This window comes from Muricoccus nepalensis, assembly GCF_006438825.1.
Classification (GTDB): Bacteria; Pseudomonadota; Alphaproteobacteria; order Acetobacterales; family Acetobacteraceae; genus Roseomonas; species Roseomonas nepalensis.
Genome location: NZ_RCZP01000003.1, coordinates 31601 through 43776, shown reverse-complemented (window position 1 = coordinate 43776; position 12176 = coordinate 31601). Strand labels below are relative to the sequence as shown.

11 protein-coding genes are annotated in these 12176 nt (G+C 74.4%); 6 read left to right on the top strand and 5 right to left on the bottom strand.

What is annotated here, in order from left to right; genetic code table 11:
* Positions 1-22 precede the first annotated feature (22 nt).
* Positions 23-598 (bottom strand): TetR family transcriptional regulator, encoded by a 576-nt coding sequence (locus EAH89_RS04700; protein WP_161993479.1) that lies wholly within the window; start codon positions 596-598, stop codon positions 23-25.
* Positions 599-726: 128 nt separating this feature from the next.
* Between EAH89_RS04700 and EAH89_RS04695 the strand changes: the two genes are divergently transcribed.
* From EAH89_RS04695 to EAH89_RS04670, 6 genes are all read left to right on the top strand, one after another.
* Positions 727-2010 (top strand): MFS transporter, encoded by a 1284-nt coding sequence (locus EAH89_RS04695; RefSeq protein WP_140881639.1) that lies wholly within the window; start codon positions 727-729, stop codon positions 2008-2010.
* Positions 2011-2126: 116 nt separating this feature from the next.
* A complete protein-coding gene (locus EAH89_RS04690) occupies positions 2127-2909 on the top strand; it encodes an aldolase (RefSeq protein WP_140881638.1) in 783 nt (260 codons plus the stop codon).
* A 65-nt stretch (positions 2910-2974) separates the two neighbouring features.
* Entirely contained in the window at positions 2975-4159 is a 1185-nt protein-coding gene (locus EAH89_RS04685; RefSeq protein ID WP_140881637.1) for a class I SAM-dependent rRNA methyltransferase, read from the top strand.
* 99 nt (positions 4160-4258) lie between these two features.
* Positions 4259-4735, top strand: coding sequence for a MarR family winged helix-turn-helix transcriptional regulator (locus EAH89_RS04680; RefSeq protein WP_140881636.1), 477 nt, complete (start codon positions 4259-4261; stop codon positions 4733-4735).
* Entirely contained in the window at positions 4732-6369 is a 1638-nt protein-coding gene (locus EAH89_RS04675) for an MFS transporter (RefSeq protein ID WP_140881635.1), read from the top strand. The genes EAH89_RS04680 and EAH89_RS04675 overlap by 4 nt, the downstream gene beginning before the upstream one ends.
* A 21-nt stretch (positions 6370-6390) precedes the next feature.
* Positions 6391-7467, top strand: a complete 1077-nt coding sequence (locus EAH89_RS04670; protein WP_161993478.1) for an HlyD family secretion protein — start codon at positions 6391-6393, stop codon at positions 7465-7467.
* Positions 7468-7474: 7 nt separating this feature from the next.
* Here EAH89_RS04670 and EAH89_RS04665 read toward each other — a convergent pair whose 3' ends face one another.
* The 4 genes from EAH89_RS04665 to EAH89_RS04650 all read right to left on the bottom strand — a co-directional run bounded on the left by EAH89_RS04665 (position 7475) and on the right by EAH89_RS04650 (position 11904).
* On the bottom strand, positions 7475-8563 hold the full coding sequence (locus EAH89_RS04665) for a sensor histidine kinase (RefSeq protein ID WP_140881633.1): 1089 nt from the start codon (positions 8561-8563) through the stop codon (positions 7475-7477).
* 85 nt (positions 8564-8648) lie between these two features.
* Positions 8649-9755: a patatin-like phospholipase family protein gene (locus EAH89_RS04660; protein ID WP_241666866.1), complete on the bottom strand. Its 1107-nt coding sequence runs from the start codon at positions 9753-9755 to the stop codon at positions 8649-8651.
* Entirely contained in the window at positions 9752-10543 is a 792-nt protein-coding gene (locus EAH89_RS04655; protein WP_140881632.1) for a 3-hydroxybutyrate dehydrogenase, read from the bottom strand. The genes EAH89_RS04660 and EAH89_RS04655 overlap by 4 nt, the downstream gene beginning before the upstream one ends.
* Before the next feature lie 38 nt (positions 10544-10581).
* Positions 10582-11904 carry an FAD-dependent oxidoreductase gene (locus EAH89_RS04650; RefSeq protein WP_140881631.1) on the bottom strand — a complete coding sequence of 441 codons (1323 nt, stop codon included), beginning with the start codon at positions 11902-11904 and terminating at the stop codon, positions 10582-10584.
* Between the last annotated feature and the right edge of the window lie 272 nt (positions 11905-12176).

Below are 12176 nucleotides of genomic sequence, written 5' to 3'. Positions count from 1 at the left end.
CGGCGCGGCGGACAAGGGGGCGTCAGGCCGAGAGCTCGGCCCGAACCGCGAGAAGGATCTCCTCCGACAAGGGGTCCTCGCCGACGGCGCGGGCGATGGACACCGCCCCGACGAGCGCGGCCAGCGCCAGCAGCGCCCGCTCCCGCCGCCGCCGCTTCACCGAGGCCGGGAGGAGCCGCTCCATGGCGGCGGCAAGACCCCCAATGCCCGCCGCATAGGCCCGCCGCACCGCCCCGCCCGGCGCGTCGCGTGCGGCCTCGGCCAGGAAGGTGGGGCCCGCGCAGCCCTGGCCAGGCGCGTCGCGGTGGGCCAGGGCGAGGTAGTATTCGAGGAGCCGCGCGAAACCCTCGCCATCGGCCGCGGCCGCGAAGCCCTCCCAGCGGGTGCAGCCGCGCCCGAAGGCCTGGCCGCAGGCCTCCGCCGCCAGCGCCTCCTTCGAGGCGAAGTGGCTGTAGAAGCCGCCATGGGTGAGGCCGGCCGCCGCCATGACCTCGGCCACGCTCACGGCCTCGACGCCCCGTTCCCGGAAGAGGCGGGCGGCGATGTCGAGCACCGCCTGCCGCCTGCCGGCCACCTCCGCCCGCGAGGAACGCGCCATGCCGTGAACTCCCGTGAGGACCCGAGATAGGCCTTGCCGTTTATCATGACGAGCGTCATGGTGATAGATGACACCGATCATGAGAACGCCGTGATGCCGAATCTCTCCTCCGCCCGGGACGCCGCGTGATGCTGGCCCATGGCCTCAACGCCTGGCTCTCCCGGCGCGGGATCCACTACGCCTGGGTGATCGTGGCGCTCACCTTCCTCGTCTCCGTCTCCTCGGCGGGCGCCATGGGCATCCTCGGCGCGCTGCTGCTGCCGCTGCAGCGGGAGACGGGGTGGGAGGTGGGGACCATCTCCGGCGCCCTCGCGCTGCGGCTCCTCCTCTTCGGGCTGATGGCGCCCTTCGCCGCGGCCATCCTCGCCCGCTACGGCCTCGCGCGGACGATCGTCGCGGCGCTCACGCTCGTCGTCTCCGGCTGCCTGCTCTCCATGGGCATGACCCAGGCCTGGCAGCTCTGGCTGACCTGGGGGGTCATGACCGGCCTCGGCACGGGCATGACGGCGCTGGTGCTGGGGGCGACGGTGGCCAACCGCTGGTTCGTCAAGCGCCGCGGCCTCGTGCTCGGGCTGCTGACCGCGGCCAACGCCACCGGCCAACTCGCCTTCCTTCCGCTGGCCGCCTGGCTCGCCCAGAACGAGGGATGGCGCGTCGCCATGGGGCCGGGGCTCGGGGCCTGCGCGCTCGCGGGCGCGCTCGCGCTCCTCTTCATGCGGGACCGGCCGGCGGAGCTCGGCCTGACCGCCTATGGCGAGGCCCCCGGCACCGCGCCCCCGCCGGCCGCGGTCGGAAACCCCGTCCGCAACGCCTTCGCGGCCCTCTCGGACGCCTCGTCCAGCCCGGTGTTCTGGATCCTCTTCGCGACGTTTGCGATCTGCGGCCTCTCGACCGGCGGGATCATCCAGACCCACTTCATCCCGCTCTGCGTCGACTTCGGCATGGCCGAGGTGCAGGCGGCCTCGGTGCTCGCGATGATGGGCGTCTTCGACTTCGTGGGCACCATCGCCTCGGGCTGGCTGTCGGACCGCTACGACAACCGCAAGCTGCTGTTCTGGTACTACGGGCTACGCGGCCTCTCGCTGCTGCTGCTGCCGCTGAGCACCTTCTCCGTTCTCGGCCTCTCGGTCTTCGCGGTGTTCTACGGCCTCGACTGGATCGCGACCGTGCCGCCCACGGTGAAGCTGGCCGGCCAGGCCTTCGGGCGGGAGAGGGCGCCGCTCGTCTTCGGCTGGGTCTTCACCGGGCACCAGCTCGGCGCGGCCGCGGCCGCGCTCGGGGCCGGGCTCAGCCGCGACGCCTTCAACACCTACCTGCCCGCCTTCTACATCGCGGGCGCGGCCTGCCTCCTCGCCTCGATCCTCGTCCTACGGATCCGGGCGCGGGCCTCGGCGCAGCCCGTCGCCGCCTGAGGCGGCGCGACCGATCCACGCCTGAGGCGGCGCGGAGCCTTGCGGCCGGGGCACGCCGGGGCAACCCTGGGGGCCCCGGCGCCCCTCCGCGCCGCCCTTCGCCGGAACCCCCCGCCATGGCGCAAGCGCACCCCTCCGCCCCCTCCCTCCTCCGCAACAGCGACCTCGACGGGCCGGCGGTCCGGGCGGCGCGGGTGGACCTCGCCGCCTGCTTCCGCATGGCGGCGCGGCTGGGCCTGCAGGAGGGGATCTGCAACCACCTCTCAGTGCTGGTGCCGGGGCGGCCGGACCTGATGCTGGTGAACCCCTACGGATGGTCCTTCGCCGAGATCACCGCCTCCCGCCTGCTGGTCTGCGACTTCGAGGGCGGGGTGCTGGCGGGGGAGGGCGTGCCGGAGGCGACGGCCTTCTACATCCACGCGCGCCTGCACCTCCGTCACCCGCGCGCCGTCGCCGCCTTCCACACGCACATGCCCAACGCCACCGCGCTCTCGATGCTCGAGGGGCCACCCCTCGTCTGGGCCGGCCAGACCGCTCTCAAGTTCTACGGCCGCACCGCGGTGGACGAGGCCTATAACGGCCTCGCGCTCGACACCGACGAGGGCGACCGGATCGCGGCGGTCATGGAGGGCGCCGATATCGGCTTTCTGAAGAACCACGGCGTGATGGTGGTCGGCCCCTCGATCGCCGAGGCCTGGGACGACCTCTACTACCTCGAGCGCGCGGCCGAGGTGCAGCGGCTGGCCTTCTCCACCGGGCGCCCGCTCAAACCCGTCCCGCGCGAGGTCGCGGAGCGGACCTACGCCCAGATGCGGCAGGGCGGCGACGAGAGCGCCCGGCTGCACCTCGAGAGCGTCAAGCGGGTGCTCGCGCGGGAGGAGCCGGACTACCTCGACTGAGCCGGGCGCCCGGCCCGCGCGGGGGACCCGGTGCGCGCGGCGCCGATCCGGCCTATGCCCCCGCCATGCCCGACCTTCCCCTGATCCGCCTCCTCCCCGGGCGCGACCGCCGCGCGAAGGCGGGGCACCCCTGGGTCTTCTCCAACGAGGTGGCCATGACCCCGGCCGCCCGCGCCATCCCGCCCGGCAGCGCCGTGCGGGTGGAGGCGGACGACGGCGCGCGCCTCGGCGTGCACCACTTCAACCCGCACTCGCTGATCGCCGCCCGCCGCCTCGCGCGCGACCCGGACGCCGCCATCGACGACGCCTTCTGGGGCGCCCGCCTGGCCGAGGCGCTGTCCCTGCGCGAGCGGCTCTTCGCGACGCCGCACTACCGCCTCGTGCACGCCGAGGCCGACGGGATGCCCGGCCTCGTCCTCGACCGCTACGGCGACCTCGTGGCGCTGCAGGCGAACACGGCGGGGATGGAGGCGGCGACGCCCTCCATCCTCCGCGCCCTCGACGCCCTGATCGCGCCGCGCGCGGTGGTCGCGCGGAACGAGGCGGGGGTGCGCGCCCTCGAAGGCCTGCCCGAGGCCACCCTCCTGCTGCGCGGCACCGAGGCGACCGGCACGGTGGAGGAGGGCGGCGTCCGCTTCTCGGTCGACCCCCTCGGCGGGCAGAAGACGGGCTGGTTCTTCGACCAGCGGGAGAACCGCGCCCGCGTCGCGAACCTCGCGCGCGGCGAGACGGTGCTGGACGCCTTCTGCCACACCGGTGGCTTCGGCCTTCAGGCGGCCGCCGCCGGCGCCGCGCGCGTCACCCTTCTCGACCGCTCCGAGCACGCGCTGGCCACGGCCATGGAGACCGCCCGCCGCAACGGCCTCGACGACCGGGTGGAGGCGCTCCGCGGCGAGGCGATGGAGGGGCTCGAGCGCCTCGGCCGCGAGGGGACCCGCTACGGCGTCGTCGTCGTGGACCCGCCGGCCTTCGCGAAGAGCCGGAAGGACATCCCGGCGGCGGTGCGCGCCTACGGCCGCCTGGCCCGGCTGGCCGCCGCCCTCGTCGCGCCCGGCGGCTTCCTCTTCATCGCCTCCTGCAGCCACCACGTCCCGAGCGGCGAGTTCGCAGACACGGTCCTCGCGGGATTGCAGCGCGCGCGCCGCGACGCGCGGATTCTCGCGCTGACCGGGGCCGGCCCGGACCACCCGCTTCATCCCATGCTGCCGGAGAGTGCCTACCTCAAGGCCCTGACCTTGCAGCTCTCCTGATCCCGGCGCGCGGACGCGCCGGCGCCGCGCCGCCGCCCTTGAACGGTCAGGAAGCCTGCCCAGATAAGGTGGCATGTTAGCTTGCTACAATAGTCGGCCATGCCGCTGAGCGCCGACTTCGTCCTTGCCCTGCGCCGCGTCACCCAGCGGTGGCGCACGCGCTGGGACGCGGAGCTGCGCGAGAGCGGGCAGACGCTCGGCCGCGCCCGCGCGCTGATGCTCCTCTCGGAGGCGGGCGGCGGCGTCCTGCAGCGCGACCTCGCGGGCCAGCTCTCCGTCGAGCACCCCACCCTCGTCCGCCTGCTCGACGGGCTGGAGCGCCAGGGGCTGATCCGGCGCGAGCCCGCGCCGGGGCCGTCCCGCGCGAACCTCGTGCGCCTGACGGCGGAGGCCGCACCGGTCGTGGACCGCGTCAACCGCGTCTCCGCCGTGCTGCGCGAGCGGGTGCTGGCCTCCGTGCCCGAGGAGGACCTCCGGACGGCGCTCCGCGTGCTCCGGCAGGTCGCCGACAACCTCGACGCCCTTGAGGCCGTTCAGCCCGTGCCGGCCACCCCGGACGAGGAGGCGACCGCGTGAGCGAGACAACCCCGGCGGGCCCGCCCGAGCCCGCCCAGCCCCCCGCGCCTCCGCCGGGGCCGGACCGCATCCACCCCGGCCATCTCCTCGTCTACGGCCTCGCCTCGCTCACCTTCGGGCTTACGCAGGGGCTCGGAAACAACCTTGTCTCGGCCAACCTTCAGGCGGTGCAGGCCACCTTCGGCGCGACGCCAAACGAGGCGGCCTGGCTGGCGGCGGCCTACAGCTCGACCAGCATCACGGCCTCGATCCTCGTCTGGAAGCTGCGGACGCAGTTCGGCCTGCGCCTCGTCGCCAAGATCAGCCTCGTCTTCCTCGTCCTGCTCTCCCTCGCCCATGTCGTCGTGACGGACTTGGAGGCGGCGGTGCTGCTGCGCGCCGTCGCGGGCTTCGCGGGGGCGATCCTGAACACCCTCGCCTTCCTCTACGTGCTGGAGGCCATGCCGGCGCGGCACAAGCTCACCACCGGCATCGCGCTCGGGCTCGTGGGATCGCAGGTCGCGGTGCCGCTCGCGCGGCTCGTCTCGCCCGCGCTCCTCGAGATCGGCCTCTGGCCGCAGCTCAACCTGCTGGAGTTGGCGCTCTCCCTCCTGGCCCTCGCTTGGATCTACATCCTTCCCATCACCCCCCCGCCGTCGGCGCGGGTCTTCGACCGGATCGACGCGATCAGCCTGCCGCTGCTCACGGTCGGCATGGGGCTCGTCGCGGTCGTGCTCAGCCTTGGCCGCTACTACTGGTGGACGGAGGCGCCCTGGCTCGGTGTCTGCCTGGCGCTGGGGATCGCGATGCTGACGGCCCTCGTGGTGGTGGAGCTCAACCGGGAGCGGCCGCTGGTGAACCTCCGCTGGCTCTCCTCCAAGGACATGATCCTCTTCGGGGGATCGATGTTCTTCGCGCGCTTCGTCCTGTCGGAGCAGACCACGGGCGCGATCGGCTTCTTCCAGAACCTCGGGCTACTGAACGAGCACATGGCGGGGATGCTCTGGGTGGTCTTCGGCGCCACCCTCGCCGGCTTCGTCGGCGTTTCCCTGATCAACCGCCCGGAGAACCGGGCCGCGATCCACATGGTCGCGCTGACCCTCATCGCGGTCGGCGCCTTCCTCGAGAGCCGGGGGACGAACCTCACCCGCCCGCAGGACGTGCTCCTGGCCCAGGGGCTGGTCGCCTTCGGCGGCGCGATCTTCCTGCCGCCCGCCGTCGGGTGGAGCTTCGCGCACACGCTCCGCTGGGGCATCCAGCACCTGACGAGCTTCTTCGCGGTCTTCCTCGCCTCGCAGAACCTCGGCGGGCTGCTCGGATCGGCGGCGCTGGGCACGCTGGTGACCGTGCGGGAGAAGTTCCACTCGAACCAGATCGTGGAGTCCCTCACCCTCGCCGACCCCCTCGTCGCGCAGCGGATCGCGCAAAACGGCGCGGCCTACGCCCGCGTGCTCGGCGACACGGCGCTCCGCGGGGCGGAGGGGTCGGCGCTGCTCGCTCAGGCGGCCACGCGGGAGGCCTATGTCCTCGCCTACAACGACCTCTTCCTCGTCGTCGCCCTCGTCTCGGCCCTCTGCCTGCTCGGGCTCGTCATCCACCAGATCATCGCCCGGCTCGGCCGGGGCGGCGCCGCCGGCCGCGAACAAACGGCCTGAAGACCTAGCTGGAACCCCATGATGTTTCCCAAACTCAGCGGCGCCCGCGCGACCGTCCCCGCCCTCCTCGTCGGGCTGCTCGGCGTTCTTCTCGTCCTCTACACTTGGCGCCTGCCGCCCTTCACCTCCTCGGTCCAGACGACCGACGACGCCTATGTGCGCGGCCTCGTCACCGTGGTCAGCCCGCAGGTGGCGGGCTACCTCGTCGACATTCCCGTGCAGGACTACGCGCCCGTGCGCGAGGGCCAGCTCCTGGCGCGGATCGACGACCGCATCTTCCAGCAGCGCCTCGCCCAGTCCCGCGCGCAGCTCTCCACCGCCCAGGCCGCGCTCGCCAACCTCGACGTCCAGCGGCGAACGAAGGAGGCGGGCATCGAGGTCGCGCGCGCCGGGATCGACAACGCCCAGGCGGTGCTCGTGAAGGCGCAGGCCGACGAGCGGCGCCTCGCGCCCCTCATCGAGGCGAACATCCAGTCGCGCGCCCAAGGCGACACCCTTCGCGCCGCGCTCCGCCAGGCCGAGGCCGGGCTGGCCCAGGCCCAGGCCTCGGAGACGGTGGCGCAGCAGTCCCTGGCCGAGACGCTGGCCACGCGGCCGGGTCTGGAGGCGGCCGTGCACAACGCCGAGGCCGCCGTCCGCCTGGCGGAGATCGACCTGCAGAACACCAACATCCTCTCCCCCCGTGACGGGCGGCTGGGCGAGGTGGGCGCGCGCGTCGGCCAGTACGTCACGGCCGGGACGCAGATCACCTCGGTGGTGCCGGCGCTTCGCTGGATCGTCGCGAACTACAAGGAGACCCAGCTCGCGGGGATGCAGGTCGGGCAGCCCGTGGCCTTTCGCGTCGACGCCCTGCAGGGGGCGCGGCTGACGGGGCGCCTCGAGCGCTTCTCCCCCGCGACGGGCTCGGAGTTCAGCGTCATCCGGGCCGACAACGCCACGGGCAACTTCACCAAGGTGGCCCAGCGCCTTCCCGTGCGGATCGCGATCGACGCCGGGCAGCCGCTGTCGGAGCGGCTCGCGCCCGGCATGTCCGTGGTGGTGAGCATCGACACGGCGAGCGCCCCGGCGCCGGCCGGCCCCGCCATGGCCCGGGAGTAGCGGCGCGTCAGCCGGCCCGGCGCGGGGCCGGCAGGGTGAAGTGCGCCGTGGTGCCCTGGCCCGGCACGCTCTCGAGGACGAAGCGGCCGCCCTGCAGCTCCACGAGGGCGCTGGCCAGCGGCAGGCCAAGGCCGGTGCCGCGCTCGGGCGTGTTCGACAGGCGCCCGAAGGGCTCCATGGCGAGGCGGAGGCCCGGCTCGTCCATGCCGGCACCGTCGTCGGTGACGCGCACCACGACCTGCCCTCCCTCCCGCGCCGCCTCGATGGCGACGTGCGACCCCCGGCCCGCGTATTTCGCCGCGTTGCCCACGAGGTTGAGCAGGATCTGCAGCAGGGACTGCGGGTCGGCCATGGCCGAGAGGCCCGGCGGCACGCGGACGGCGATCTCCACGCCGCGCGCCGCCGCCTCGGCGCGCAGCAGCCGGGCCGCCCGCTGCGCCGGGACGCCGATCTCCACCGGGCCGAGGCGCAGGCTCTCCCGTCCCTCGCGGAGCGCGGAGAAGCGCTGCACGTCCTCGATCAGCGCGAGCATGTGCCGGCCGCCCTCGGCGATGTCCTCCGCGAACTCCGCGTAGCGGCGGTGCCCGAGCGGGCCGTGGGCCTGCATCTGCAGCAGCTCGGCGAAGCCGAGGACGGCGTTGAGCGGGGTGCGGAGCTCGTGCGTTACCTCCGTCATCGCGCGCTCCCGCCGCCGCGCCGCCTCGAGCGCCTCCCGCTGCGCCCCCCGCGCGGCGGTCAGCGCCGTGTCGAGGGCGGCGAGCGTCCCCTGGGTCACGCCCATCAGCCGTCCGGCGGTGTCCGCGTGGCCGAGCGGCAGCTCGGGCAGGGCGCCGCTGACGGCGAAGTCGCCGAGCGCCCGGGTGCTCTCCCGCACCGGCGCCAGCAGCGCGTGGATGCCGGCGACGGCGAGCGCCAGCCCGGCGACGGTGGCCGCGAGGAGCACGCCCACCAGCGTCCAGTCCGGCCGGCCCTCCCGCAGGAGAAGGAGGACGGCCGCGACGAGGGGGAGGTGCGTGGCCACGAAGGCGACGAGGAAGAACTTGCCGGCGTAGCCGAGCGGCAGGCGCAGCCGATCGAGCAGGAGGTAGAGCCGCATCCCCCGTCACCCCTCGCGTGGTTCCGTCTCTCCCGAGACGCTTTCCAGGGCAACGCGGCGGCAAGCCTTTCGCTGGCGGAAACCGCTAAAGAAAACGGGCGCGCAGGTCGACGCTGTCCCGGACCCCGAGGTCGTCGCGGTGCTCAGCGAGCCAGGCGTCGGCGGCGGCGCGGCCGTTCTCGCGCAAGGTGGTAAGGAAATTCCAGTCACCGTTGTATTTGCTGGAAAGACCGAGCTCCCGCATCCGTGCCTCGTCCTCGATCAGGTGGATGAAGAGGCGCTGGTACCGCGGCGGCTTGAGCACGCCCTGGTCCACCAGGCGCTGGACAAACTCGATCGCCCGCATCTCGTACATGAGGGAGGCGTTGAAGCCGATCTCGTTCACCCGGGTGTTTATCTCCTGCACCGTCTGCGGGATCTCCGGGCGGGAGAGCGGGTTGATGCCGACCAGCACGAGGTCCGGCGGCCCGCCGCTGTCGTAGAGCGGCCAGAGGGCGGGATTGCCCAGGAACCCCCCGTCCCAGTAGGCCTCTCCGTCGATCTCCACCGCGCGGAAGAGGGCCGGCAGGCAGGCGGAGGCGAGAAGGGCGTCGAGCGTCACCTCGTGGCGGGCGAAGACCCGCGGCTTGCCGCTGCGGACGTTCGTCGCGGTCACGAAGAGCCGCGGCGCCTCGGGGTGGGTGCAGAGGACGCTGAGGTCCAGCACCGCCTCCAGAACCTTCCGCAAGGGGTTCATCGTCAAGGAAAAGGGATCGAGCTGGTAGGGCGAGAAGGCGCGGGTCAGGGCGTCGAAGGCCTGCCAGGCGAAGCCGTTGCTGAGGTCCGGCCCCCAGAGCAGGCGCTCCAGCGGACTGTTCCGGAGGGGGCTGAAGGCCGCCCTCGCCCCGATCTCGCCCCAGAGGCGGTCGAGCGCGGCGCGCGCGCCGTCGCGCCCGCCGGCGGCGATCCCCTGCGCGAAGGCGGCCCCGTTAATCGCCCCGGCCGAGGTGCCGGAGATGGCCGCGACCTCGAGGCTCTCCTCCTCCAGCAGGCGGAGCAGCACGCCCCAGGTGAAGGCGCCGTGCGTGCCCCCGCCCTGCAGGGCGAGGCTGACCTTCCGCGGCTCCGCCCGGCGCGCGACCGCGGGCGCGGTGGGCGTGCCCTCGATCGGCGGCAGGCCCTCGCGGCCGCCGCCCGGGACCTCGTTGCTCAAGAGGCGGTCCAGGCGCCGTCGATCGAGAGGGCCGCGCCGTTCACCGCGCCGCTGTTCGGCCCGCAGAGATAGACCGCCATGGCCGCGACCTCCTCCACCTCCACCCAGCGCTTGCTGGGCTGCTTCTCGAGGAGGAAGTCCGTCAGCGCCGCCTCCTCGGAGACGTTGTGCTGCTTGGCCAGCGGCGGGATCTGCGCCTCGGCGAGCGGGGTGCGGACGAAGCCGGGGCAGATGGCGTTGCAGGTGATGCCGGTGCGCGCGACTTCGATGCCGACCGTCTTCGTCAGCCCCACCACGCCGTGCTTGGCCGTGACATAGGCTGCCTTGAAGGGCGAGGCGACGAGGCCGTGGGCGGAGGCGACGTTGACGATCCGCCCCCAGTTCCGAGCCTTCATGCCCGGCAGCAGCGCCTTGATCGCGTGGAAGTTGGAGGAGAGATTGATCGCGAGGATCGCGTCCCACTTCGCCTCCGGGAACTCGTCCACGGGGCTGGTGAACTGGATGCCCGCGTTGTTCACGAGGATGTCCACCGTGCCGAGCGCGGCGGCCGCGTCGGCGCACATGCCGCGGATCGCGGCGGGGTTGGACAGGTCCGCGCCGGAATAGGCGACCTCGCCGCCCTGCACGGCCGCGACCTCGTCCCGTGCGGACTGGATGGCCTCGGGCGAGCCGAAGCCGTTCAGCATCACCCGCGCGCCCTCCCGCGCGAAGGCGAGGGCGATGGCGAGGCCGATCCCGCTGGTGGAGCCGGTGACGAGGGCCGTGCGGCCCTCCAGGAGCTTGGTCATGCGATGGATTCCAGGTTCTTGTGCGGTGCAGAAAAGGCCTAAGGCAGCCGCTTCGCAATCCCCGCCAGCCAGCGGACCGAGGGCCGGGCGAGGTCCGGCGCCCGGTGCTCCAGCGCGGCCCGGGCGATGGCCGCGGAGAGGGTGGGGTAGGGCAGGGCGGCGCCGGCCAGCGCCGAGACCGGGCGGCCGACCGCGAGCGCGAGCATCCCCGCCATCTCCAGCCCGCCCGGCGCGAGGAGCCCCGCGGCGGTGAGGCGTCCCCGCCGGTCGACCCGGAGCGTCACGAGCCCCTCCACCCCCTCGGCGGCGCCGCGCGCGGTGTCGGCGAGCGGCCAGCGGAGGATCTCGTCGCCCTCGCCAGGCGCGCCGATCTCCACCAGCGCGGGCTCCGTCCGGATCGCCCGGAGCGGCGTGGGGGCGGGGGGCGTGCCGGGCAGCCGGAAGAGCATCGTCCGCGCGAGGACGCCGAGGTCGCCCGTGCCGGACCGGCCGGCCGCGCCGCCCGCCGCCCAGACCCGCCGGTTGCCCGCGACGCGCAGCGCGCTGTCCACCGCCGGATGGGCCGCCGCCACGCCCGCCGCCGCGAGGTCGAGGCCCGTCAGGTGCGGCACGCGCCCGAGGGCGAGGAGGAGGTGCGAGCCCTCGACCTCCCTCCCGTCCGCGAGGCGGAGCGCGAGTCCCGTGGCGCGGCGCTCCGCGCGCGCGACGGCCACCCTCTCCACCACCGCGACGCCGTCCCGGCGGAGGGCGCGGGCGAGGCCCGAGGCCAGGTCGGGGTCGGCCCCCGGCGCGAGCCCGTCGGGGGCGACAAGGGTGCAGCGCGCGCCGAGCCGGGCGAAGGCCTGGGCCATCTCGAGCCCGACCCCCTCGCCGCCGAGCACGACGAGATGGGAGGGGCGCTCCTCCAGGGCGTGGATCGTGTCCGCGGTCCGGTAGGGCAGGGTCTCCAGCCCCTCCAGCGCCGGGACGAGGGGGGTGGAGCCGGTGGCGACAAGGGCGCGGCGGAAGCGCCACTCGCGGCCGCCGGCCGCAACCGTGTCCGGGGCCGCGAAGCGGGCGGCGGCCCGGACCACCGCGACGCCCATGCCCTCGAAGCGCGCGGGCGTGGCCTCCGGCGCGGCGTCGGCGTCCGCCGCGGCCAGGCGGGCGCGGAGCGCGGGCCAGTCCGGCACGGGCGTGCCGGCCGCGCAGCGGTTGGCCGCCGCCCGGAGCGCGGCCTGGGCGATCCGCGGGTCGGGCGCCTCGCCGGCCATGGGGCCCCGCTCGAACAGGGTGACCCCGAGCCCGAGCGCGGCGGCGAGGCCCGCGATCCCCCGGCCGGTCGGGCCAGCGCCGATCACGGCGATATCGGTTTCAGCCATGCTCTTCCCATCCGGTCGCGAGGCGCCTGGATAACGCGCCGCCCGCAGAAGGGTAGGGGGGCCGCGCGCACCGCGGGGACGATCCAGGCCGATGGACCGGGCTCGGCGGCGCGACCGAAGGCGGCGGTTGACGGCGGTGCGACGCCCTAACTATACAGCGCCACCCGCGCCGGGCATCCCGCCGCGGCCGCCCGCGTCCGCGCGCCCGCCCCGCGGTGCCGCTTGCCGGGGGGCCGGGCTGCCGGGCGACCAGGGACCGGCCACGCCGGTCC